Here is a 26,179-nt window from a genome sequence, read left to right on the forward strand (position 1 = left end):
TACACCTACAACAAATCATATCACCACTATTGTTTTTTATATTCAACTGATTTATATTGCATATAAGAGACAATTTATTTAAGTTTGAAATATGAGTAATATTAAAAATATAGCAGTATTAACATCTGGAGGAGATGCTCCGGGGATGAATGCTGCCATTCGCGCGGTAGTTAGAGCAGGTATATATAATGATTTAAATGTTTTTGGGGTAAGGAGAGGCTATGATGGTTTGGTCAATGGCGATATGTTTGCCATGGATGTAAAATCTGTCGCTAATATCATTCAGCGCGGTGGCACGATCTTAAAAACAGCGAGAAGCGACGAATTTAGAACGGTAGAAGGCCGCCAAAAAGCTTATGAAAACATCAAGCAACATCAGATCGATGCCCTAGTTGTCATTGGTGGTGATGGAACGTTCACTGGTGCCTCTAAATTTCTTGAAGAGTTTGATATTCCAATTATTGGTCTCCCAGGAACAATTGATAACGACCTTGCAGGGACGGATTTTACGATAGGATACGATACAGCGATTAATACGGTTGTACAAGCTGTTGATAAAATTAGAGATACAGCAGAATCACACGATCGACTTTTTGTCATAGAAGTGATGGGCAGAGATTCGGGATTGATTGCACTCAGATCTGGCATCAGTACGGGTGCTGAAGCGGTATTGATACCCGAATTTAACGTCGATTATGATGCCATTATGAAACGCTTAGATAAAACGCGTAAAAGCAAAGCATCTCGCATTGTCATCGTTGCCGAAGGCGATGCTGAAGGAGGAATGGTGGTTTCTGAAAAAATTAAAGCAAACTTCCCTAAATATGATGTTCGCCTTTCTATACTAGGCCATATACAGCGTGGTGGAAGCCCTACTTGTATGGATAGGGTGTTGGCTAGTCGATTGGGAGTTGCTGCTGTAGAGGCTTTATTAGAAGGTCGCAAAGGTGAAATGGCTGGATTAGTCCATGGTGAGGTTGAATTCATATCTTTCAAAAAAGCAATTAAACATATAGACTCGATCAATCAAAATTTATTGAGAATCGTGGAGATTCTTTCTTTATAAAAAGAAAGCGATATATCGATAAGTTTTTATAATAAATAACGTATAAAAAAGCGAGGTTAAGTACACTTAACCTCGCTTTTTTTTGTCTAGCTATGCTGATCGCCAAGCTTTATACTGATTGATCAATCCATTGGTTGATGAATCATGCGTCGTAATAATATCTTCGGACTCCAATTCAGGAAGAATCTGTCCAGCAAGTTGTTTTCCTAATTCAACTCCCCACTGATCAAAACTAAATACATTCCAGATGATTCCTTGCACAAAAATTTTATGCTCATATAATGCTATTAGAGATCCTAAAGAACGTGGTGTTACTTTTTTAAGTAAAAAGGAGTTGCTCGGTCTATTTCCTTCAAATACTTTAAAGTTTTTCAACCGTTCAATTTCTTCTTCTGATTTACCAGATGATTTTAATTCTGCAACAACAACTTCTTCAGATTTACCGTTCATCAATGCTTCTGTCTGCGCAAAGAAATTGGACAATAACATCTGATGGTGTTTGCCAATCGGATTTAAACTAATCGCAGGTGCAATGAAATCACAAGGAATCAATTTGGTTCCTTGATGTATCAATTGATAGAAGGCATGTTGGCCATTTGTGCCTGGCTCTCCCCAAATAATGGGCCCTGTCTGATAATCAATCGAATTACCGTTGCGATCTACGCTCTTACCATTACTTTCCATATCACCTTGCTGAAAATAAGCAGCAAAACGATGTAAATATTGATCGTAAGGTAAGATGGCATGGCTCTCTGCTTCGAAAAAATTATTATACCAGATTCCTAATAAACCTAACGTAACCGGAATATTCTGTTCAAATGGCGCAGTTCTAAAGTGCTCATCTGCCTCGTAAGCTCCTGTTAGTAACTCTTTAAAATGATCAAAACCGATAGCCAAACTGATCGATAGACCGATCGCTGACCACAAAGAGTAACGACCGCCAACCCAATCCCAAAATTGGAACATATTTTTTGTATCAATACCAAATTCAGCAACCGCAGCCGTATTCGTACTTAAAGCGGCAAAGTGCTTCGCAACATCAGCTTTATTGGCACCACTTTTTATAAACCAATCCCTAGCTGTGTTGGCATTAGCCATTGTCTCCTGAGTTGTAAAAGTCTTTGAAGCGATTAAAAATAAAGTAGTTTCGGGATCAAGACCTTTAATCGCTTCTGCAATATGCGTTCCATCTACATTTGATACAAAATGCATATGGAGATGTGTACGGTAAGCTTTTAAAGCTTCAGTCACCATCACAGGACCTAAATCCGACCCTCCGATACCAATATTGACCACATCAGTAATCGTTTTACCGGTGTAGCCTTTCCATTCTCCAGAAAGTATACGCTGCGTAAAGGACTCCATCTGCGCCAACACCGCATTGATGTCTTCCATGATATCTTTACCATCAACTAAGACTGCTTTTCCGGATTGATTACGTAAAGCCGTATGTAACACCTGTCTTCCTTCTGTTTCATTGATCTTCTCTCCGGCAAACATCGCATCAATAGCTTCACTTAGATGACATTCTTTAGCCAATTGACGTAACAACGCTAAAGTCTCATCGTTCACTCTATTCTTTGAATAATCTAACAGCAGATCATTAAATTCAATACTGTATTTTTCAAATCGAAATGAATCCTCTTGAAACAAATCTTTTAAGCTATGCGCATTGATACTGATGTAATGATCTGCTAAATAACGGTAAGCAGCAGTCTGTGTAAAATCTATTTTTGGTAACATATATTTCTATTTTAATCAAACTTAGATAAATTTGTTTTATTTACCATGTTAATTGTAGCATATATAAAAGAAATTTGATGATTTCTTCCCTGCTATCTAACTATACGATTAGAGGAAATATAAAAATTGATCACGATCATCACACTTGATCAAGGAGGTTTTGGGCATTTAGTGCAGAAAGCTGTATCTTTGTTATTATGACCAAAGAACAAATTCAAGATTTGAGGGATCGTGTAACTTCCCTGAGGAGGCATCTTTGACATTGATGTCAAAAAAGAAGCATTAGAAAAAGACCAAGCAATTACTTTAGAACCTGATTTTTGGAACGATTCAAAAGCAGCAGAAAAAATATTGCAATCGATCAAAGTACAGAAGGTATGGACAGATCATTTCGATGCAGTCGCCGCCTCTGTCGATGATACGGGAGTATTGTATGAATTCTACCAAGCTGGAGATGCTACAGAGGCAGAACTTAATGAACAATATCATATTGCGCTACAAGCAGTAGAAGAGTTGGAATTTAAAAATATGCTAAGTGCTGAAGAAGATCAGCTCGATGCAATTCTACAAATTACTGCAGGTGCCGGAGGTACAGAAAGCTGTGATTGGGCGGCTATGCTCATGCGCATGTATATCATGTGGGGAGAGAAAAACGGGTACAAAGTGACTGAACAGGATTCTCAAGAAGGTGAAGTTGCAGGAATAAAAACAGTAACACTTCAAATTTCTGGAGATTTTGCATACGGATATTTAAAAGGAGAAAATGGTGTCCATCGTTTGGTTAGAATTTCGCCTTTTGATTCTAATGGTAAGCGCCATACGTCATTTGCATCGGTATATGTATACCCACTAATCGACAACAATATTGAAATCGAAGTAAAAGATTCTGAGATCGAATGGGATACATTCCGTGCCGGTGGTGCTGGTGGTCAAAATGTGAACAAAGTCGAAACTGCTGTGCGACTGCATCACAAACCGACTGGTATCATCATCAAAAATCAAGAATCTAGATCGCAGTTGCAAAATAAGGAGAATGCCTTCCGATTACTGAAGTCACAGTTGTATGAAATTGAAATGCGAAAACGTCAAGAAGCAACAGACGCAATAGAAGGCAACAAAAAGAAAATCGAATGGGGTTCCCAAATAAGAAATTATGTTTTACATCCTTATAAATTAATTAAGGATTTAAGAACCAATCACGAAACGTCCAATACTCAAGCTGTATTAGATGGAGATTTGGATGAATTCTTAAAATCATATTTAATGGAATTCGGAGGATAAAAGATCAAAAAAAGTTTTTAAAGATTATGTCTTGCACCCTTGAAAATTAATCTTTTTTGCATATTTATATCCAAGGATAAAAAAACACCAGCTTGATAAGCTGGTGTTTTTTTTTAATATGTGCTATAAGAAGGCAATACCGGAAATATTGATTTTAATTGCCGTGTACCTTTTCTTTAAAATGAATTTTTCCACATCATCGACTCCACAGGTTTTGTCGTTTTCGTATTATACTTAGCATTGCCCTTGGTATTATAAAGCGTTTCCACCTCACCTTCGACAACAAAATAAATCAACTGCCCAATTGGCATGCCAGCATAGATACGTACTGGCTGCGCACAGGAAATCTCCAATGTCCAAGTATTGCAAAATCCAACATCGCCTTTTCCTGCTGTTGCATGGATATCAATACCTAAACGACCGGTGCTTGATTTTCCTTCCAAGAAAGGGACATGCTGGTGTGTTTCTGTATATTCTAAAGTAACTCCAAGATATAATGTATTGGGCTCTAGAACGAATCCTTCTTCAGGAATTTCAAAGTGATCAATCTCATTATGTTTCTTAGCATCCAATACACGACTTTTGTAGGTCGCTAAATGTTTTCCTAAGTGAACATCATAAGAATTTGTTCCTAAGCATTTGCGGTCATATGGCTCTATAACAATATGGCCTTTTTCAATTTCTTCAAGTATACGTTTATCTGATAAAATCATGATTATTCTTTATTACATATGATTAAAGCTGAATTTCAAATTTTTCCATTGAACCCACACTAACCATTTATTTTCAAACTTAGATAAATTTGTGTTATTTACAATTTAAAATATGCTATATCAGCAACAAAGTTATCGATTTCTCCGCTTCCATCAAGAACCATTTTAGTGTGAAAGGAAAAGTATTATTGAAATTTTACATGATTTATAATAGTTTATAGTAGAATTTCTGCCATGAAAAGTTTTAAAATAAAGGAAACACAAACAATACGACAACCAGACATAGAATATGAAGATAAATAGGCTCAAACAAAATCTTTACTGCTTTATCCATATAATAATATTGCTTATCAAATCAAATTTATCTAAGTTTGAGTATGAGCTTAGTATACCTACGAGAATTGGATCAGCATACCAAATTTGCAATTTGGCGAATTGAAGAAGATGAACAAACATTAGCTGAGCAATTACAATTGGATGAAATAGAGGAACAGAAACTCATGAGTCTCTCCAATGGTAAGCGACGATTGCACTGGCTCGCTACTCGTGTACTATTGCGGACATTGCTCAATACAACGGCTTACATTGACTGCCCTTCGGATAAAAATGGAAAACCTTACTTAGCCAATTTTTCTGAAAAAATATCCCTTACGCACTCTTTTGATTACGCAGGCGCAATTGTAAGTTCAACTGGCGAAGTAGGCATTGATATGGAATTGATCAAATCAAAAGTAGAGCGCATCGCACATAAATTTCTCAAAGAACAAGAACTTAGCTTTATTTCTAACGATAAAAATCGTATCGAACAACTATATGCTTGCTGGAGTGCAAAAGAAGCAGTCTACAAACTGCAGGGCAACATCGGTGTTTCCTTCCTTCACAATATGACCATCGCCCCCTTTGAATATGAAGAAGAAGGAATATTGAGATTATACTTAACAAGTGAAAAGCACAATCGCTCCTTTGATGTCTACTATGAGAAGTTCAATGACTATTTATTAGCATATGTGGTCGAATAAGGCCAATTTTGTATTCAAAACGTAAGAGAAAAAAAAATAATTTTATTCAGATTCAAACAGTTACGAAAAAGGTGTGACATTTATTTTGGAAGAGTAAAAAATGCGCTTATCTTTGCATCACATTAATAAACAAAATGGCCCGTTCGTCTAGGGGTTAGGACGTTAGATTTTCATTCTAGAAACAGGGGTTCGATTCCCCTACGGGCTACAAAAGCGACTCTCAATAGAGTCGCTTTTTTATTTTAAATCATATCTTCTTTATTTCAGAAACACAACTTAGCAAGTTAAACGCAATATTAAAAATTAGGTTTTCTCTTTGCCAAAAATGCATCCACTCCTTCTTTAAAATCATCCGTTAAAAACAGATTTGAAAAATGGTCTATTTCGACTTGATATCCATCTTTAGCTTGATCATCACATGCATTGACCGCATCAATAGCAGCAGCAACAGCCGTTGCTGATCTAGAGAAAATCCGGAACAAGACTTGAATCACCCGTTCCATTAAACTCTCGGGAGTTACGACCTCATTGATCAGTCCCATTCTAAATCCATCATCAGCACTGATCATGTCTGCTGTAAGTATCAGCTGCAACGCCCGTCCACGCCCGACTAATTGGGTTAATCTTTGAGTACCACCGTATCCTGGAAGAAGACCTAAAGAAACCTCTGGAAGCCCTAATTTTGCGTTATCCGAAGCAAAACGCATATGACAAGCCATCGCTAATTCTAAACCACCTCCTAAAGCAAAACCGTTTACTGCAGCGATAACAGGTTTCTTAGATTTTTCGATCAGTTCTGTAAAAATATAGTGCCCCTTTTTAGAAAGAGAATGGGCAGCTGCTTGACCAAGATCAACAAATTCTTTAATATCGGCACCTGCAACAAATGCTTTTTCACCTGCGCCAGTAATGATGATTCCTTTAACCTCTATATCCCCTTGAGCAGAGATGAGAGCAGCTTCCAGATCATCTAGTGTTTGATGATTTAAAGCATTCAATGCAGAAGCTCTATTGATCGTAATAAGAGCAATATGCCTATCAACTTGATATAACAGATTTTGATATTCCATAAATTTAAAAATTTAAATGAAGTGAAACGCCATACGTATCACGAGATACATGAGGTAGATTCAAATAGGTTAACCTCCTTTTATATTCGACTCTCAATATTTTAAAAATATTATCAATCCCTACGATTCCTTCCATGTAGGGTTGATTGCCCATCACTTGTGTCTTGTAAATACCTTGATCATCGCGATCAAACTGGATGAGATCTTTATTTATATTGGGATTATTACGATCGCTCAATTTTCCATAATAGAACTTAAATCCTGTTACCTCACGCCATTTTAAGCGCTGTAATAAAGGGATTCGATTGAAAATGTAACCATCCCAATGGTGATAATAGGCAAACTTAACGAAACGATCTGCAACAAACTCCATATTTGATATCAAATCAAAATTTTGTAATGGACCTGATTTATCCGCCTGAATATCCGGCATTTCCAATAGCGGGTAATATAATGACCCCCATATCTTTCCAGCGCTCAGCTCCATATCTGCAGTTCCAGCAGGAGACAGGAAGACCTTTTTAAAAATTTTAAATCGCAAGGCATCATAGCGTTGATTTGCATTCCAGAATCCATCTAAACCTTTATTGTACTGCAATGTCAAAATCGGAAATTTATTACGGATTTGTGTTCTTACTAAATTACGATAATAGAACTGCTCTCCAGGAGCCCATCGCAAAGTAACCTGCACGTCATTGGTATTAATACCGGGAATAGTATCTGGCGATGCATTTGAAGTAACAAAAGACAAATCACCAGCGGCTTTACGTTCGTGACGAGTCAAGGTCGACTTGACACTAAAATGATTGCCAAATTCGATCAAATGTTCTAATCTATAAATATCATTCCACAACCATTTAGTCGGTTTATTTCTTCTAAAAGACTGGAAAAACCCATCTCCTTTCAAATAGCTAAGACCACGACCAGGTTCCATAACGTCATGCTGAACAGTCACTGAAAGATAATGCGCAGGAAACTGTACAATAGACTGACCGTTTAATGTGTGCGCCACATTCAAATAATATTTCAGCTTATGATCCTTGGTGCCATAAGCAGTATACCCCTCGAAAAAGAATTTATTGGACAGTAACTCTGTAGTCCTTCCACCTAACCGTATTCTACTTCCCTCGATTTCATTAAAGCTATAAGTATACTCTAATGGGCCAAATTCAAATTTACCAACATTATAATAACTTCGCACGAGGAAATAACCTATCGCTATCAATCGATTGACAGATTTCATTTCGGATAGCGAATCAATATTGGTATAGGTATTTGCTTCTGTCTGTGTCAAAGGCACTACACGAACACGATCCCATTGAACAGAATCTTTTTGTTCCAAATAGCGTTTCTCAATAGGAATACCGGAGAAAATTTGATCACTGATCGGATCATCTTTATATTTTGAGTAGTAAGTTTCTTTCTTTCCATACAACGCATTTGCTTTACTCGTTCCAAACAAAATCTGAAGATTAGATCGCTTAGGGATCATTTGACCAGCAGAATGCCTTTCAAACTCTAAACCGATATTGATGGAATTTACCCAATTGATATTTGCCTCTTCACCAAGTTCCATATCCGCATAATAAACAGCATATCGATCATCATCAGAAATCCAAATAGATCCTTTAAATAATACATCCATTTTTGACTTGGCTTCAAAATACAATTCAATATACTTGAGACCATTATGAACTAAAGTATCCTTAATGGAATACTTATAAAATGATGGAGCATTTCCTGCTATTGGACTGAGAAAAGATTTACTGATCAACTGAATGTTGTTCTCATAAATGTCGATGTTTCGAAATTGATCTTGAAAATAACTTTGGATATTGGCATTATTGATATAACGCTTATTTAATTCCGTTACTTTATGACCTATAATGATTTTTTTCCTTCTTGAAGGTTTAAAAGTAGAATATACTTCTGAAACATTCTCTTCTAAGAAAAAAGGTAAAATAGAACTCCCTGGTATACTGATTGTATCTTTATTCTCAAACAAAAACCGTAACTTACGTGGGAGCTTATCTACTCTAGCTTTTAAATCTACAGTCCCGAATTGTGATTTCTCATACTCCTCGTATTGAATGTGGTTTAATCTGGAGATATGATTTGCGTCTTTATGAGCAATGACATTTTCGATTAATGCCAAAGCAGGATCCTTATATTTACGACCTTTAGCGTGGACCACTACTTCTCCGATCTTATTTTCTTTACCAAATAAAAAAATATTCAAAATAGAGTCTTGAACCACATTGAGATCGATTAACTTAAGTTCATAACCAACAGCTCGAAAAGCAATCTGGTCAAATTCATCCCGCAGGGTAATATTAAAATTACCGAGGGTATCAGCAGAAGTACCACCATGATGACCACTCCAAGAAATACTAGCTAAAGGGATCCCTTTTCCAGTTTTACCATCGATGACACGACCTTTAATATTTCGTTGTGCAAATCCTAGGCTTGTCAAAATACCCAGCACAACAGCAATAATAAAAAGTCTTTTTATTGTAGTTATAATCGGTACTAAAAACATCATGAATATCTGCAATTACTTATTCTACTGACAATATACAATTTGTCTATAAATTATAGAGCATGAAATAAAAATAAAAAATGCATAGCTTATACAAACTATGCATGCGATATTCACAAATATTATACCATCTAAATTAACTCCATAAAACAATTAGGGTAGGCACCGATTAAAATCGTGGTTTTGCAGATGCCGATTATCATCTATGAAAATTAACTTCCTCTTTAATTTCATTGGCTTATTCGGTAAAATAAAGCGATTAAATCGAAAATAAGAGCAAGGCATCAATTCAATAAATCAGGTGTAAAGAATTCAAACTGACTAATTATTAACAAAAAGAATGTCAAATACTCACTTTTTATTTACCCAAAATTTGTCATCAGAATTGTCAATGATATGCTAACACTTGTCTTGACATTCTTTAGACCTTTATGTTACTATTTACAACGGCTCAACCCATAGATGGCTAATACATCATGTCTATAAATGTTATGTTGTTTAAAATAGTGAATAAAGGAGTAAACCGAAAATCCTCAATATAGGAGGTAACAGGGAAAGCCGAAGACCTGGAAAAGAGTAGGCACCAATTTAAAGTTTATGCTTTTGACCTATAAAAGCACTAAGATTATGGCAACATCTTGGTTTAAATACACAGGAGGAGACCCAAGTCAACCCTGCAGTTACACTGCCATTAGTGGCAACCCGAACTGCCCACCACCTAAGCAAAGACTTTGCGCCATTTTTGCTCAGGTACAGCTTATCGGCGGAGTGGCAAAACCTGTCATTACAGGAGCCCTACAGGCTGAGATTACTGTAGCGCTGATGACAAAAACAGAATCTGTAAATGTACGACTCTGTCCATAATCTTATCGAAATAGTTATTTCAAAATCGCTCCAAAACAGGAGCTATTTAAAGAAAATATTGTTAACAATACCCAAAGGCACTGCAGGCTGGAGGGAAAATAGGAGCATACCGAAAATCCTGAAAAGAGTAGGTTAACAGGGGAAGCCGAAAACCTGGTCTCAGAGTAGGCAAAGATTTAAATTTTATGATTATGCCTAATTCATTTTTATATGATGGAAGTGGTTCAATAAATGATCCACTTAACTACACAATAGTTACAGGTACACAAAATTGTCCATCTCCAAAACAACGCATTTGTACGATTAATGCGGAAGTACAATTGATTGACGGAATAGAGAGGCCTGTAATCACAGGTCCTTTGCAAGCTGAAATTACAGCTGCAAATATGACCAAACAGGAATCTGAAAATGTTCGATTAAGACCTAATTAAGGTTTTATACAATAAGGTTTACTCATTAAGAAATACAGGATGCACCTCTTTGTTGCACCCTGTGTTTCTTAAATGCATTATTTCGGGTCCATAACCACTTCAATACAGTTATTTATTCCTAATACCTGCAAGAAGTATTATACAGGTTCTTTTCCTTGTCAATTATTCTCCAGAACCGATTTGCCAATAAATTGGCAATTATTTTGTCCTTCAGATCGGCATCTGTTTTCTTTTCACTATTAGTAACTTCCGGAAGTTTCCAGTGTATACTTAATTGAATATCTTGCAATTCAGGGTCTGTGGCGCGTGCCACAATAGGTTTTCCATTGTCCGGAATACGGGTATCTTTAAAAATAATGGTGTCGCGCCGCAACTATTGTGGCTTAAAGGTTGTCACCACCTCCATCTCACCAATCGGAATCCAGTCGGCATAGGATTTGCTGCATAGAACATGGGGAATATCCCAGTGTCCAGTACACGAAGATTGACAACCGTTCGGGTGCGCCACTCTTCTTGGATAATACCACGCTCTGCCTCGATATCGTTGTCGTTATTGGTGATATTGGAAGACCAGTCGAAAAGCATCAAAAGGGCCGTATCTAACAGGCCACAGATACGAACAGGAATATCCGTGAGCCTAAAAATGGTATGATCATAACCTGTTGTGGCGTTGATATTGCTACCAAAGCGGATTCCTCACTTTTCGAGCGTACTGACCAACGTATTGCCAGGAAAATGTTTGGTACCGTTAAAGTCCATATGTTTCAAAAATAAGCCATCCTCCTTTCCTGCTTCTCTTCCTGAGCCGAACCAACATACTGTATGAGGTGAAAATCGGCATAAACTATTATTCTGCCGTATATAATAACATAGGCCATTTGCCAGCTGTCTTGACTTGACGGCCGTATCCAGTACCAAGTCCTTCCCGTAGCTCACACCACCATAAAAACAAACCAGCAGCAGAAAATATAATTTTTCATTTTCAATCATGCGTTATGGTTTATGCCGTTCTGTCAATACAAATACCTTCAGTTCTCGTTCCTCTTCCCGCAGATCCAATCCATAAGTGTTCAACTGTGCACGCAAAGCAGGAATATCTTTCCAGCCATTTAACTGCAAGTCCATATCTACCATTGCACTATAACCTGTCTCATCAAACACAGGTGGATTACCATACTGTTGATTGAGTTGCCACACAAGCAAATCCAGTTTTTGATTTCTGATGATCATGTTTGGAGGATCGAGCTTGACATCTCCAGCTTTTGGTATCCCCTTGCTCCGTAAACGATCAATACTATCACTTCGTACCAAAATCAAAGATTTCATTTTTCTCTGTTCAAATCGGCCATATAGACCAAGCAAATGATCCAGATCATGAATGGTGGTTAAGGCGACTTCTTTATCATTTTGTCCAGTAGCAGGACGAACAGATTCATAACAGATGTTAGTTTTATTACGAGAAACTAAATTATATTCTTTTTTATCCTGAAGTCCAACATACATGCTAGGATCTTTAACTTCTAACACGATACTGGTGGGATCCAATGTAAAAAAGGAATCTAAAACCTGCATCCACCTGCTGGTATAGATATTTAGAATCGGTAAATTGATAATGTAATCCCGACGGGTTCTTTTTACTGAATCAATCATTGTACCCGAGCGCGTTTCTACACCATCCTGATAAGCAGGAAAAACCGCTACATAATGTTTCGAAATTTTGCCTGTGAAACGCTCATGCCCTTGTATAATCAAGGCTGTTTTTTCATCTACAGCAGATACAAAATCATTTTTAAGAGGTAATTCCGGATCTTTTCCGGCCAAGATCATCTTGATGTTATGCCGGTCTACATAGTCTCCCTCTGTAAAAGCAAGCACCTTACCTTTATAGATCCAGACCAGATGCGAAACCAAGATATGCGGGAATAAGGTGTTCAATGTTTTATTCTCGACCACCCATGGGATCTGCACCCCTCGTATACTTAAAAAACTATTGGGGTTCGTCAGGTATTTTTTTATAAAGTCTGCATTTTCACGGGCGATCATCCCTGGGCTATACAACTCTCCGCCGACAACTGTCATGATCTTGACACGGTCGCCAAATTCTTTTTGCAATTGATCCTTATGAGGCAAACCTCCTATACAAGAACTACAAGTCGTGTACATAAAATCTAAGATCAACAAGCGGTCGGCATAGTCCGAAAGCTTTCCTGAAGTTAGTGTTCCGTCCGCATGTACAATTTTGTCCAAGAGAACCTCAGGAACCTGATCTCCAATTTTTAAACCTTTTTCCTGTGCCTGCATCAATTGGGTATGCCTCTCCTCTTCATTATCTTGCGCATATATACCTCCCTTTAGCAAGCATAGCAAGAAGCCGATCAATATAATCTGTATCTTCATTTTATTTTGTTTTTTAATAATAGTAATGAGTGAATAGAGACAAGGTCACTAATCACTCGGTTACTGGTGACTTTTTAACCATATTAAATATTACCGTCTATTCTGCGGCAGATCTTCCCGTTCCAATACTTCTCGTGGTATCGGTAGCGCATATCGGAGATCATTTGGAGGCAGTGTATACATCTGTCCATCAATGGTACGCGTCAATGTCACTGCGTAGCGAGGATCTTTATTCAGTCGACGGAGATCGAACCAGCGAAGGCCACGATAAACCAATTCCTTGCGTCGTTCAGCAATAATCAAATCGAGGGCCTCTTGTGCAGTAGCCGCTACCAATGGGGTAAAATTATTGTCCCATCGTTTTGACCGTAGCAGATTGAGATCGGCCATAGCCAAAGTGGTATTCCCTGCCCGTGCACGGCATTCGGCACGTATGAGGTACACCTCATCTGTTGCTAATCCGGCAAAAATATTATAGGGTTGGTACGAACCGGTAAAAGCGAACGGCTCTGTAATATCAGGTCCAAAAAATATATCTTTTCGCAAATCGTCGGTTACATACATTTGATAAATGGCAGGTAATATCCTTCCATTCCCAAAGGGTACATTCCCTCCACTATGGTAACTATAAAGCACTTCGGCATTATAAGCTTCCAATGGTACATAACTATCTGCGTCCAAATCTTTGTAATCAATCAAGGTACTGTAACGTTGCAAGCAGGCATCAGCATGTAATAATGCATTTGGATAATCTCCCATACTCAAATATACCCGAGCTAGCGCAGCCTGAGCAGCTGCACGTACAGGCATGGGGATAGTCCGCGAGGGAATATCCGATGGTTGCCGATCTGGTAATAAAGTTACAGCCTCTTGTAGATCTGTAAGAATGCGATCATAGGTCTGTTGCACCGTGCCCCTGCTAATAGCCTCGCTCAAGCTAGGCGTCAATTTAAGTGGAATCCCTAGCTCTTGGTCTGCTGCAGCTGGATCGTAGGGCAGCGTAAAGGCTTGTGCCAAGCTGAAAAAAGACATAGACCGCAATAATAACGCAGCACCGTTGATACGGCTCCATTCGGTCTGTTGGGAAACTGAAGGGGTGATTTTCGATAGGGTCTCTAGGATTTGGTTGGCTACCTGAATTCTTTTATAAGGACCCGACCAATTGCCAAATTGCACTTGAGCATCAGCTTGCCAAATAGACGTCTGCCGATCCTCTAGGCTCATGGTATTAAAACCTGAACTATTCAATACATAATCATCTGAAGAAACCTCGACTGCCTGCGGTAGAAATTCTCCATTGATACCATTATTTAATAATGCCTGACAGTCTTGGAGGGTAGCGGGAACAACCTGGCTCTTATCAGGTTTTAGATCCAGATACCGCTCACAGGAGCTAAGTATAATTCCCAAGCCTAGAATTACATATATGAAGGTCATTTTCATCTTATTCATCTTTTAAAAATTAGCATTCAATCCGATTGCAACTATCCGGGGAGCACTATATCCAGGTTGATAATCTGGATCGAGCTTCTGTTTATTGGTGCGCCAAATGAGGCCTAGATTGTTCATATTAACAAAGAAGCGGGCTGCACGCATTCCCCAAAGTGGTTTATCCAGGGTGTAGCCAAGTACCAAATCTTGCAAACGAATATGATCCCCCTTCTCCACCAAAACGGCTGACTGCTCGTAAAATTCGTTTCTATTGGAATCATTGGGATAAATAAAGGATGGCACATCGGTTTTCTGCTCGTCACTTGGCTGCTGCCAACGCAAACTATAATCAGAATGACCTTCTTTAATTCCAGGGCTGAGAAAGCTTGGTAGAAGAGCAGAATAATTAACACTTTCGCGTCTAAAATAATAACCAAACTTGCCCGTGATATTCGCAGACAGGCTAATATTTTTAAATGTAAACGTATTGCGGAATCCGGATATATAGGTGGGCGTGCTCGGTCCAAAATAGTGTAATTGGCTAGGATCACTAGCAAAAATAGCGCTGTAATCTTTACTGATTTGTCCATCAAGATAGCCTTGCGGATCACCAGTTAAGGGATCCAGACCGCCCCAAGCGTAGGCAAAAAGTGCCGAAGCAGGCTTGCCGACCATATGAATACTATTGACTGCTGCTATACCAGTTCCCACAAAGCTTTGGCTGGTCGGTGGATTAGTTGGTTTGTAGGCTGTCACCCTATTGGCAGCATAACTTACGAAAAAATCGGTAGTCCAACCGATATGGCTTGTAGGAGAAAGGTTAACAGAATGTAGGCTCAAATCAAAACCTTTTGCTTTTAAAGCGGTATTATTGTATAATGCGCCAAGAAATCCAGTGCTATAGCCTAAGGGAGCGAAGAAGAGCAGATCTTGGGCATTTTTGGTATAATACTCAATACTACCGGATAATCGCTTATCCCGAAGTCTAAAGTCCAACCCTAGATTGAGCATGCCAACACGCTCCCAGCGCAAATCATCATTGGCAGGACGAAGCAAATTGGCATAGGGTAAATTATAATTATAGTCTGGGTATTGCTCATATTGAATCGTACTGAAAGCGCTGACCAATGGATTGGTATTGCCCTGATAACCATAGCTACCCCGCAACCGTAAATACGGTAATGCTGTCAGTGCATAAAAGGGTTCTTTGGAAATTTCCCAGCTGGCCCCGGCCGACCAAAAAGGAACCCCCTTTTGATTGGTATTGACGCCAAAAAGATTGGCTGCATCCTTACGTGCACTCCCTGATAGTGTATACCGGTCTAAATAAGTATAAGCAGCATTGACATAGCCCGACACAAAGCGCTGAGTTTGATCAGAAAAAGAAATTTCGCTAGGTAAAGTTTGATAGGCCCCAAAATTGATGATACGCATCGTATTGTTGACCTCCGCAAAAGTCAAGTTATCTTCGTCATAGCCATACACCGTTCGGGTATTGGACGTCCGATTATTTTCTCTGCGCTCAAAACCGATTACCGCCGTCAGCTGATGTTTATAGGTCCAATTTTGATCGATATTAATCTGCCCACGCAAATTAGATGTTCTGTTGTTACTATTGAACTGCTTTAAAATACCACCTAAAGGTAGATTGCGCAGGAGTTCACCGTTCGGAAATTGAGTTAGAAGATTGATTTTATTTCGGGTATAATAAGAATCCTCTCGATACAAGTCACGACCTTCTCCCAATCCCCTTCCATATTGGTAACTCAGCTCGGCCTTCAGAAAATTAGTAATCTTGTAACGCGCGGCAAGATTGAGCAACAGGTCGTAGTTTTTGATCGTGTTGTAGCTGTCTTCCATATCTTCTAGCGGACGGTACCGCCAGTCCAAATAACGAGGATCGGCCTGTTCATCCAGAAACTGACTGCGGATATCACGCCCCACCACCAAAGGATTTCCCGCTTCATCCGCTAAGAGCATATAGGGGTTTGTTCCCAATGTATACTGTAAACCAGGACTCTGAGATCCCCGCAAACGACTGAGCCTTTGGGTATAGAGGGTACTAGCACTGATCTCTAGATTGGTTAACGGTTTGTACGAAAAATCTGTCCGTAAGGTTGCTCGGTCGCTATTATTCGTACGTAGCTCTTGCAATTGCCGATCGTAACCCCCCGAGATATTATAGTTGAAGGACCTTGCACCTCCGGAGAATGCTAATGCATACTGTTGACTAACGGCTGGCCGATACGCATAGCGCAGGTAATCATGCCGTACATCCAGGTCACGCCACTGATCGATCTGTGCCTCTGCCTGACTCTCGGTGAGCTTGGGATTGGAACCTAATGTCTGTGCCCAAGTCTCTACTACTGGAGTCAGAAAAGGCCTGGAAGAGGTGTTATTGATCGCCGAGGTATAAGCACCCTCTTTAAACAAACGCGTCTCCACATCGATCCAGTCCGATGTGCTCATCTGCCTTAAACTGAACAGATCTGGTTTGGCGCTGACTGCCGTATTAGCAGTAACCGAAACAGATAATGGACGATCATAAGCTCCTTTTTTGGTTGTAATCACAATAACCCCATTGCCTGCCCGCGCCCCCCAGATCGAGGATGCAGCCGCATCTTTCAATACGGTAATGCTTTCCACATCATTGGGATTGATGCTACCGATATCACCATCATAAGGAAAATTGTCTAGGACGATCAAAGGCGGAACCGTTGCATTATCCATAGAACTTAACCCCCGGATACTCATATCTTCAGGACGAGGAGCACCACGATTACCTCTTCTATCTACCAATAAACTCGGAGTTAGTCCCTCCAAACGGGACAAGATATTAGCTCCATTACTTCTGTTGATCAGCTCTTTGTTCAAGAAATCGAAAGAACCTGTCGCCCGCTCTTTGGGTACCTCTTGATAGCCGGTATTAACAATAGTCACCTCATTCAACCCTTGTGGGAGCGGCACCATACGAATGATCAGCTCCACATCAGCCCCCGATACACTTACCTCTTTGGTTTCATAACCTATATAAGAAACCGAAAGAATCGCATCTCGACCAGGTACATTCCACATAAAGTCACCAGACTCACTACTGGTTATACCGATATTCGTTTGTGAACCTTTCAGCCTAATAGTCGCACCTGGCAAACCTTTTCCCTTTTCATCAACGACCTTCCCCCGAACAGTAATCTGCTGTACTGAAACCGCTACTCCTTTGACCGCAACCTGTGACCCCTTTGGTAAAGATCGGATCACAAAGGTTGCATCGTCTAGACTGTAAGCCAAAGGTTTACCTATCAGTAATACTTCAATCACCTCACGCACCGGTGTTGAACGAAAATTCACTGTAATTTTTTCTCCTGGATTTAACGCTCCAGACGGCCAAAGTACATCGTAGCCGGTCTGCTCTTTGATCTGTTGAATGACTTCCCGCAACGTTGTATGCTGTTTACTGTAGGTCAGCGTCTGCCCAAAACTAGCTGCACTGACTTGCATAAATGCCACAATCCATAAAACAACTGTCAATTTCATGATGCATAGTATTTTTACAATACGGCCTTTGGAGCCGTACCAGAATTTCGTATTTTTTTTATACATTTGGTTAGCGATTAAATAAAAACTTGATTCATAAGCAGTTTTGTTTAATTCAACTCATTAGATCAGGGGCACGCCACATGCTCCTGATCCTGTTGAATGTCGCTATACTAATCAGCTGTCATTTTCTGTATCTTTCATCTTTTCATCTTTATTTAGGGTTAACGGATAGTTTGTGAACGGTTTCCTATCGCTCTACGATAATCTTTCGTTTTTCAATATGGAATCGGACCGCGTTGGTCAGCTCGAGCTTACGGAGTACTTGTGATACATGAGCATAGCGTGATACGGTTCCGTTAAATTTCATGTTCAAAGGTGCTTCTGGTTTATATTCAACTGTTACATTATACCATCGGGCTATCTTACGCATGATGCTCTCCAGGGGCTCGTCGTTAAACAGAAAATATCCTTTCGTCCAACTCATGGCATCTGTTGCAATCACCTCGTTGACTATAAATGCGCCCTCTGTCAAAGTAGCCTGTTCACCTGGACGCAGCACACGGTCGCTATTTCCTATCGTTCCTGATGCGTGAACACGCACCTGCCCCTCCAATAAAGTGGTACGGAACACAGGCTCATCAGCATATGCGGCTATATTAAAATGTGTACCCAATACTTCTACTTCTTGTCCAGGACTCTTGACCACAAAGGGATGCAATTTGTCTTTTGCTACCTCGAAATAGGCTTCTCCCGTCAGCTCTACAACACGTTTTCCTTCCTGCACCAGATTTGGACTATAAGTTAACTGAGTGGAGGCATTGAGATAAACTCGGGTACCATCAGGCAATCGCACCTGATACATTTCACCACGCGAAGTATTCAGACTATTCAATAATTTTTCTTTGCCAGAAGCGGGGTGCTGCTGAGCGGATAATTCGTAGATCAATTGTCCATCGGACGTTTTCCGAATCGTAAGACCGGCTTCATATGCAAGTGCTCCTTCTTCCTGCTCGGTCAAACGAATGCTCCGACCATCGGCTAAAGTCAGTGTAGCACCTGTTGTTCCAGGAGCAATATCCGTTACAATAGCGATGTCTGGTAGCCTAATATCTTGCTGCTGCACATAAAAATATAATCCAATAAAAAGCAAAAGTGAGGCTGCAATTGCAATAGCGATACGTAACCAAACTTTGTTCGGAGAAATCCGCATCTCAACTGGCGATTCAATAAAAACCTGAGCAAGCATACGCTCTGCTGCTCCAGGTCGAAAGCAATCATCAGCAACTTCATTAACACCAGTTACTTTGGCGCTGTCATCCATCAATTCCTGTAACCTCTGATCAAAGCCACCACTATGAACACAGTTATAAAACTCTTTGTACTCTAGTGAGCTGGCCTTTCGTCCGATATAACGCCAAAATAAATAATCAAATCTTGCTTGCATAATTTACTTTTCTCAAAATCCGGACAGATATCAAGAGGATTTCCAATCCAATTATCTGCCGCTTCATATATATAGAGCATATAAAGATGAAAAAGGGAGTAAGCAAAAAGAAAAAAAGTAAAACTACAGCTTATAAAATGTAAAACTGCTCTCGGAGGTTTTGGATGAAAAAAACGAAATTTTTAAATCCAACATCTAAAAATACGGTATATGTATATGCTCTAAAAATTTAAAGTATTAATGGAGTCGTCAGAATAATGATTAATCCGATATCAAACTTATTGGTTGCAATATCTTCTTGTATAAACTTAGTCGCAAGCTGGATGTGCTTTTTGACAGTGGTCGGAGACAGTCCAAGTTTTTGAGCAATTTCCTCATACTTGAGCCGATCATAACGGCTCATGATATAAACTTTACGCTGCTGCTCGGGCAGCTTTTCGACAGACTTTGCGATAATAGTACGAAACTCCTCTGCAGGATTGTCCAAAAGTGCCATTTCCTCCTCTTGCATCAGATATTGCTCCAATTCTGCCTGTAAAACTTTATGTGCCGCTATTTTCTTTAGTGCTTTAAACGTATCGTGACGACAGATCGTTAATAGATATGCTCCAAAACTGGTAATATTCTCTAACGTACTGCGCCGTAGCCAGATCTTGACAAAAGCATCCTGCACAATCTCTTCAGCTAAAATTTGGGAATCCGTTATTTTAAAAACATAAGCTCCCAACTGTTTATAATACCAGTAAAACAGTTTACTGAAAGCACGTTCATCACCATTTGCGGCAGCAAACATCAATGCAGATTCATTAGAATGTGGTCTAAAAGCCATAACATAGGTAGAAATAATCTTACTCAAATATAGAAAAACTATTCGCTATCCAAAAGTTTACCATTACTGCCTAAGTACCAACTAAAAAATGCATAGCTTATATAAACTATGCACGCAATATTCACAAATATTATACCGTCTAAATTAACCCCATAAAGCAGTTTGGGTAGACACCGATTAAAATCGTTAAGACGGTGGTCACGATAAAAAGTAAAACATAATTCATATTTATTGGAATATGCTTTCCTTCACCACCTCTAAAATACATCGCTACCACCACCTTTAAATAGTAGTAAACCGCAACTGCCGCATTCAAAACCGCTAAAATCAATAACAGAATATGATAATCAGCCATTACAGCGCTGAACATCATAAATTTTCCAATAAAGCCTGCTGTAAGTGGAATACCTGCTAACGATAGCATCGCTATAGTCAGGATAGCTGCTAAATAGGGGTTCTTTTTTGCTAACCCATTGAAGGACTCGAAATGATCTGAACCTATAGCGCGTTTCACTAAAATCAATCCGGCAAAAGCAGTTAGAGTAGCTAAAGAATAGGAAGCTCCGTACACAAAAATAGCATTGGCAGAGTTTATTCCTACACCAATAATAGCAAACAGCATATACCCTGCATGTGAAATACTGGAATACACCAACATTCTTTTAAATGACGATTGCATTAATGCTGACAGATTACCTATAAATAACGTGATTATAGCGATTCCCAAAAAGATTGGTATCCAAAAATCCTGTAAAGGTAATAGGGAGAAAGTAAACAAACGAAGCAAGCCGGCAAAAGATGCAATCTTAACAACAGTACTCATAAAGCTCGTAATCAAGATCGGAGCTCCATCATAAACATCTGCAGTCCAGAAATGAAAAGGTGCGGCACCGACTTTGAAAATCAGACCGATAATCATCAATAATATACCGCCGTAAAAAAGTGGAGAGATCTCATTAGGATGACTGGTGACATAACCTTTAATCATGGCAAGATCAAAGGATCCTGAAGCGCCATATAACAAAGTGATACCGAAGAGCAAAAATCCGGTAGAAAACGCTCCCATAATGAAATACTTAATCGCTGCCTCATTGGAAGCAGGATCCTTTTTTCTTATCCCTACCAAGATATATAAGGCAACAGACATAATCTCTATCCCTAAAAACAATAGTGCCAAATTGTGGAAACTATTGACCAACACTGCTCCAGTTAAGGAGAATAATAATAAGGTATAATATTCTGCCACATGATCACTAGAAGACGTGAAATACCCTTTAGATAGTATAAAAACCAGGAGCGTAATCACGGTACAAAGTATGGAGAATGCTACCGCATAATGATCAAATAAGACCATGCCGTTATATAAAGGTATAGCTACTCCTTTCCAGTCATTGATCAATAGACCGATGACGACAAGGAGTCCAACTAAGGATACCGGTAATAATGATTTATTTGCTTTAAATAATCCTAAATAAAGTACCAATAATGCTAATATTGATAATGTAATAATCGCCCCCATAATCGAATCTATTATTCGTAAAGTTTAAGTCTAAAATTATCTTCCGAGGAAGGTCGTTAATACAGCCAATGACTCTGAAGAAATATGCAATAAGCTATTTGGAAAAATTCCTAAATAAATAATCAATGCTGAAATGATTATTAGTGTATATAATTCGACACCAGAAATATCTGCAAAAGACGCAGTCTTTTCAGATGTTGTTCCGAGCATTGTTTTTTGGTATAACCTTAACATATAGACAGCTCCCAAAATCAAAGTTAATCCTCCGAAAACTGCATACCAAATGCCATATTCATAAATGCCTTTTAATAGTAAAAATTCACCAATAAAACCATTGGTTAATGGTAAGCCAATTGCTCCCATTACGATAATCAAAAACACAATTGCCAATCGTGGAGCTTGCTTTGCAATACCGCCTAAATCTCTTAAATCTCTTGAACCGGTTCGATCTTGAATGATATCAAGTACGAAAAATAAACCAACAACAGATATCCCATGATTAACCATCTGCATCATAGCACCACTCATACCCGTTAAATTCCAGGTAAACACACCTGCACTAATTAATCCGACGTGAGCAATAGACGAATACGCGATCAGTCGCTTAGCATCCTGTTGCTGGATAGCAATGATGGAAGCATATACAACAGCAAAAACACATAAAACCATCACTAGTTGACCATAGCTGGCAACAGCTTCTGGCACAACGGGCAATAACCAACGCAATAAACCGTAAACACCCATTTTCAACATAATCCCCGCTAATAGCATCGTGCCTGCAGCAGGAGCATGAGTATACGTATTGGGTTGCCAAGTATGAAAAGGAAAAATGGGTATTTTAATAGCAAAAGCAATAAAGAATGCCCAAAATATCCAACGTTGTGTAGAAGCATCCAAATCGAGTGATACAAAAGAATGCCATTCAAAATCATGGGTAGCAACCTGTTGGTGTAGATATAATATGGCAATCAACATCAATAAACTACCAAAAAACGTATAGACAAAGAACTTTAAATTAACTCGAATTCGATCTCCATCACCCCACAATGCACATATAAAATAAATCGGAATTAAAGCAGCTTCCCATCCCACATAAAATGTAAAAGCATCCATAGCAGAGAACACTAACATCAAACCGCTTTGCATGAAAAACATCAATGCATAGAAATCACCTTTAAAAGGTTTTTTAAAAGTCGTGAGCACAATCAATGGCACTAAAACATTTGTTAAAACCAATAAAGGCAAACTAATACCGTCAATACCAATATGAAAATTTACTCCAAGAGCAGCAATCCATGGATAGGATTGTTCATAATTAAAGTCACCTGAAGCATTGAATTGACAAATAAAAGGAATAGTCAGACCCAACGTGATCAAAGACAAAATCAACGCCCCTTTTTTCGCTAATGCATGTTGACATACAAATAGTAAAAAGATTGCGCCAATGATAGGGGTTAAAATAAGTAAAAATAGGTTATCCATTGATTATCAAATAGCTATTACAATGTTAAAAACTCAATAAACCGTATATAAAGATGGCAATTGCCCCAACTACCATCAGTAAAAGATAGAAACCTACATTTCCACTTTGTAAAAGACGTACTCCCTTTCCTGTCATAAATGATGATCTACCAATTGCATTGACCAAACCATCGATGCCTGAAGCATCTACAACCTGTGCAAAAAATACAGATAACCAATTAATCGGTTTTACAATCAATTGATCATAGATTTCATCGACATAAAATTTATGATAAGAAAGTTTTGCAAGGCCAGTCCTTGCCACTTGATCATGCTGCGGAACAACCCCTTGCTTGACATATTTATTGTAAGCAACAAATGCCATTACTAAAACTCCAACAATAGATACGCCCATTAACATATATTCTGTACTATGCGCAATGGCATGCGTATGTTGTAGACGAGCACCATCTGCAAATACGGGGGATAAGAAATTAGCCAACCAAGCATTTCCCCCTAATACCTCAGGAAGATTTAAGACTCCTCCAAAAATAGATAATACCGCCAAAATAATTAAGGGAAAAGTCATCGATTTAGGAGACTCATGTAAGTGATGTTTTTGCTCTTCAGTACCTCTAAAAGTCCCGAAAAAGGTCAGATAAATCAATCTGAACATATAAAAAGCAGTCATCAAAGCTCCGGCAAATCCCAAAATCCAAAAAACTGGGTTAGCAGCAAAAGCATGAGCTAAAATTTCGTCTTTAGAGAAGAAACCGGAAAAGGGAGGAATCCCCGAAATGGCAATAGTACCAATCAACATCGTGATATAGGTGACAGGCAACGCTTTTTTTAAACCGCCCATCTTACGCATATCTTGCTCATTGCTCATCCCGTGAATAACTGATCCTGCACCTAAAAATAATAAAGCTTTAAAGAATGCGTGGGTCAATACATGAAAGAAAGCTCCAGTAAATGCGCCTACTCCTAAGCCTAAGAACATATAACCTAGCTGCGACACGGTCGAATAGGCCAATACTTTCTTGATATCATTTTGTGTTAGTGCAACTGCTGCTGCAAAAAGTGCAGTGCAGACACCTACTATTGCAATGATCTGAAGCGTAAGAGGAGAAAGAACAAACATAATATTAGAACGGGCGATCATATATATCCCAGCGGTCACCATGGTAGCAGCGTGTATTAGAGCTGATACAGGTGTCGGTCCAGCCATAGCGTCCGGTAGCCAGGTAAATAAAGGGATCTGAGCAGACTTACCCGTCGCTGCAACAAATAATAAAAGTGTAATCGTTAATAAGGTCATATCCCCTACAGGATAGTTTTTTGCAGATTGAAAAACCGTTGCAAATTCTAAAGAACCAAATGCATTGAATATAAAGAAAACGGCTAACAGAAACCCCAAATCACCGATGCGGTTCATGACAAAAGCCTTCTTCGCGGCTGCGCCATAATCACTATTTTTATACCAAAAGCCAATCAATAAATAGGAACATAGTCCTACCCCTTCCCAGCCAATAAACATGACCAAGTAATTCGAGCCCATCACGAGCAGCAGCATAAAAAAGATAAACAAATTCAGATAGGCAAAATATTTGGCAAAGCCAGCATCCTGATGCATATATCCAATCGAGTAGATATGTATTAAAAATCCTATACCCGTTACAACGAGTAACATAATTGCACTTAAAGGATCGACCAGAAAAGAAAGAGAAATATCTAAATTCCCAATCTTGATCCAATCAAAAATATGATGCAGTATAATTCCACTTTCACCATTTATACGGTCCTCATAAATAGATGCAAATAGGGTACAACTCAATAGAAAGGAAACAAATACGGTAGCACTACCGATAAAACCTACCAAACCTTTTGAAAGTACCTGTCGTCCTAACCCATTAATCAGAAATCCAATCAAGGGCAATAAAGGAATTAACCAAATTAAATCACGCATAGCTATTATCTTTCTTTTTTTAATGCTCTAAATTACCAACGAAGTTTATGTAGAGACTCAATGTCTACTGACTTCGTATTTCGATATACCATAATAATAATCGCTAAACCGACTGCAACCTCTGCTGCTGCCAGCGCCATGATAAAGAATACAAATACTTGGCCCGACGCATCACCATGTTGTACTGAAAATGCGGCTAATAAAAGATTAACGGCGTTCAACATCAATTCAATCGACATCATCATAATGATGACATTGCGACGAATAAGAACACCGATAACACCAATGACGAAAATTATACTGCAAAAAATCAAATAATGATTGATTGGAACACCTTGTAATTGTTGAATTGCTGCTTCCATTATACTTTCCTTGTTTCTTTTTTCGCCAATAAAACTGCCCCAATCATAGCCGTTAACAATAGAATCGAAGACAATTCAAACGGAAGCAGGAACTCTTTAAATAATACTTTTCCCAAATTTTTCACTAAACCGATATCAGGATCTTTTACAATCAAAGGATTTGACAAGTCAAAAACTCGAAATGCACCAAAAAGAACAACTACCAAACAGCAACCTGCAATCACACCCATCATTTTTACTAGATTGGATTTCATAGGCTCTGTATCTTTATTGAGATTCAACAACATCAGTACAAATAAAAAGAGCACCATAATTGCACCCATATATACAATGAAATTCACCACAGCCAAAAACTGTGCATTTAATAAAATATAGTGAATGGTAAATGTAAAAAACGTAATTACGAGATACAGAACACTATGCACCGGGTTTTTCGTGAAGATGGTCATCAGCGCGAAAAAAATAGAAAGGAAAGCAACTAAATAAAAAACGGTCATAAGTCTTTGA

The 26,179-nt window shown here is 38.8% G+C and carries 22 protein-coding genes and 1 tRNA gene; 6 read left to right on the forward strand and 17 right to left on the reverse strand.

Annotated features, from left to right (window positions below; translation table 11 throughout):
- Nucleotides 1-91 precede the first annotated feature (91 nt).
- Nucleotides 92-1,066, forward strand: a complete 975-nt coding sequence (gene pfkA, locus B3P23_RS12865; RefSeq protein ID WP_045755144.1) for a 6-phosphofructokinase — start codon at nt 92-94, stop codon at nt 1,064-1,066.
- A gap of 90 nt (nt 1,067-1,156) precedes the next feature.
- On the opposite strand, the gene pgi is transcribed toward pfkA, so the two are convergent.
- Complete coding sequence (pgi, locus tag B3P23_RS12870) at nt 1,157-2,809, reverse strand: glucose-6-phosphate isomerase (RefSeq protein ID WP_293926618.1); 1,653 nt, start codon at nt 2,807-2,809, stop codon at nt 1,157-1,159.
- Nucleotides 2,810-3,006: 197 nt separating this feature from the next.
- Here pgi and prfB point away from each other — a divergent pair.
- Nucleotides 3,007-4,090 (forward strand): peptide chain release factor 2 gene (gene prfB / locus B3P23_RS12875; RefSeq protein ID WP_248755182.1). Its coding sequence is split into 2 segments (ribosomal slippage): nt 3,007-3,066 and nt 3,068-4,090, totalling 1,083 coding nucleotides; the frame shifts between segments, so codons are not numbered across the junction.
- 176 nt (nt 4,091-4,266) lie between these two features.
- Here prfB and dcd read toward each other — a convergent pair.
- Nucleotides 4,267-4,803 (reverse strand): dCTP deaminase, encoded by a 537-nt coding sequence (gene dcd, locus B3P23_RS12880; RefSeq protein WP_094771694.1) that lies wholly within the window; start codon nt 4,801-4,803, stop codon nt 4,267-4,269.
- 377 nt (nt 4,804-5,180) lie between these two features.
- Between dcd and B3P23_RS12885 the strand changes: the two genes are divergently transcribed.
- Entirely contained in the window at nt 5,181-5,822 is a 642-nt protein-coding gene (locus B3P23_RS12885; protein WP_293926623.1) for a 4'-phosphopantetheinyl transferase family protein, read from the forward strand.
- A 136-nt stretch (nt 5,823-5,958) separates the two neighbouring features.
- Nucleotides 5,959-6,030: transfer RNA gene (locus tag B3P23_RS12890), tRNA-Glu, on the forward strand.
- Between the two features lie 88 nt (nt 6,031-6,118).
- On the opposite strand, the gene B3P23_RS12895 is transcribed toward B3P23_RS12890, so the two are convergent.
- Both B3P23_RS12895 and B3P23_RS12900 read right to left on the reverse strand, forming a co-directional pair.
- Nucleotides 6,119-6,892, reverse strand: coding sequence for an enoyl-CoA hydratase/isomerase family protein (locus B3P23_RS12895; protein ID WP_293926626.1), 774 nt, complete (start codon nt 6,890-6,892; stop codon nt 6,119-6,121).
- A gap of 4 nt (nt 6,893-6,896) precedes the next feature.
- A complete protein-coding gene (locus B3P23_RS12900; protein WP_293926629.1) occupies nt 6,897-9,434 on the reverse strand; it encodes a DUF5686 family protein in 2,538 nt (845 codons plus the stop codon).
- Between the two features lie 624 nt (nt 9,435-10,058).
- Between B3P23_RS12900 and B3P23_RS12905 the strand changes: the two genes are divergently transcribed.
- Nucleotides 10,059-10,295 carry a hypothetical protein gene (locus B3P23_RS12905; RefSeq protein ID WP_293926631.1) on the forward strand — a complete coding sequence of 79 codons (237 nt, stop codon included), beginning with the start codon at nt 10,059-10,061 and terminating at the stop codon, nt 10,293-10,295.
- A gap of 191 nt (nt 10,296-10,486) precedes the next feature.
- The gene (locus B3P23_RS12910) at nt 10,487-10,726 is read left to right on the forward strand and encodes a hypothetical protein (RefSeq protein ID WP_293926634.1); all 240 of its coding nucleotides are present in this window, start codon (nt 10,487-10,489) and stop codon (nt 10,724-10,726) included.
- Nucleotides 10,727-10,844: 118 nt separating this feature from the next.
- Here the strand turns inward: B3P23_RS12910 and B3P23_RS12915 are convergent, their stop codons facing one another.
- The 13 genes from B3P23_RS12915 to B3P23_RS12975 form a co-directional block, all read right to left on the reverse strand.
- On the reverse strand, nt 10,845-11,099 hold the full coding sequence (locus B3P23_RS12915; protein ID WP_293926637.1) for a hypothetical protein: 255 nt from the start codon (nt 11,097-11,099) through the stop codon (nt 10,845-10,847).
- A 20-nt stretch (nt 11,100-11,119) separates the two neighbouring features.
- Nucleotides 11,120-11,311, reverse strand: a complete 192-nt coding sequence (locus B3P23_RS12920; protein ID WP_293926639.1) for a hypothetical protein — start codon at nt 11,309-11,311, stop codon at nt 11,120-11,122.
- A gap of 111 nt (nt 11,312-11,422) precedes the next feature.
- The gene (locus B3P23_RS12925) at nt 11,423-11,716 is read right to left on the reverse strand and encodes a hypothetical protein (protein ID WP_293926641.1); all 294 of its coding nucleotides are present in this window, start codon (nt 11,714-11,716) and stop codon (nt 11,423-11,425) included.
- A 3-nt stretch (nt 11,717-11,719) separates the two neighbouring features.
- Nucleotides 11,720-13,123 (reverse strand): TlpA family protein disulfide reductase, encoded by a 1,404-nt coding sequence (locus tag B3P23_RS12930; RefSeq protein ID WP_293926644.1) that lies wholly within the window; start codon nt 13,121-13,123, stop codon nt 11,720-11,722.
- 90 nt (nt 13,124-13,213) lie between these two features.
- Nucleotides 13,214-14,575 (reverse strand): RagB/SusD family nutrient uptake outer membrane protein, encoded by a 1,362-nt coding sequence (locus tag B3P23_RS12935; RefSeq protein ID WP_293926647.1) that lies wholly within the window; start codon nt 14,573-14,575, stop codon nt 13,214-13,216.
- A gap of 3 nt (nt 14,576-14,578) precedes the next feature.
- On the reverse strand, nt 14,579-18,088 hold the full coding sequence (locus tag B3P23_RS12940) for a SusC/RagA family TonB-linked outer membrane protein (RefSeq protein WP_293926650.1): 3,510 nt from the start codon (nt 18,086-18,088) through the stop codon (nt 14,579-14,581).
- 250 nt (nt 18,089-18,338) lie between these two features.
- Nucleotides 18,339-19,535, reverse strand: a complete 1,197-nt coding sequence (locus tag B3P23_RS12945; protein ID WP_293926653.1) for a FecR family protein — start codon at nt 19,533-19,535, stop codon at nt 18,339-18,341.
- A gap of 229 nt (nt 19,536-19,764) precedes the next feature.
- The gene (locus B3P23_RS12950; protein ID WP_293926655.1) at nt 19,765-20,391 is read right to left on the reverse strand and encodes an RNA polymerase sigma-70 factor; all 627 of its coding nucleotides are present in this window, start codon (nt 20,389-20,391) and stop codon (nt 19,765-19,767) included.
- A 112-nt stretch (nt 20,392-20,503) separates the two neighbouring features.
- Nucleotides 20,504-21,883, reverse strand: coding sequence for an NADH-quinone oxidoreductase subunit N (locus tag B3P23_RS12955; RefSeq protein WP_293926658.1), 1,380 nt, complete (start codon nt 21,881-21,883; stop codon nt 20,504-20,506).
- A gap of 36 nt (nt 21,884-21,919) precedes the next feature.
- Nucleotides 21,920-23,365: a complex I subunit 4 family protein gene (locus B3P23_RS12960; RefSeq protein ID WP_293926661.1), complete on the reverse strand. Its 1,446-nt coding sequence runs from the start codon at nt 23,363-23,365 to the stop codon at nt 21,920-21,922.
- Between the two features lie 25 nt (nt 23,366-23,390).
- On the reverse strand, nt 23,391-25,310 hold the full coding sequence (gene nuoL, locus B3P23_RS12965) for an NADH-quinone oxidoreductase subunit L (RefSeq protein ID WP_293926664.1): 1,920 nt from the start codon (nt 25,308-25,310) through the stop codon (nt 23,391-23,393).
- 32 nt (nt 25,311-25,342) lie between these two features.
- Complete coding sequence (gene nuoK / locus B3P23_RS12970) at nt 25,343-25,672, reverse strand: NADH-quinone oxidoreductase subunit NuoK (protein ID WP_045753750.1); 330 nt, start codon at nt 25,670-25,672, stop codon at nt 25,343-25,345.
- Nucleotides 25,672-26,169: an NADH-quinone oxidoreductase subunit J gene (locus B3P23_RS12975; RefSeq protein ID WP_094771699.1), complete on the reverse strand. Its 498-nt coding sequence runs from the start codon at nt 26,167-26,169 to the stop codon at nt 25,672-25,674. Before B3P23_RS12975 ends, nuoK begins: the two co-directional genes overlap by 1 nt.
- Nucleotides 26,170-26,179 lie beyond the last annotated feature (10 nt).

Origin of the sequence: Sphingobacterium sp. UBA6320 (genome assembly GCF_002440335.1) — a bacterium.
GTDB lineage: Bacteria > Bacteroidota > Bacteroidia > Sphingobacteriales > Sphingobacteriaceae > Sphingobacterium.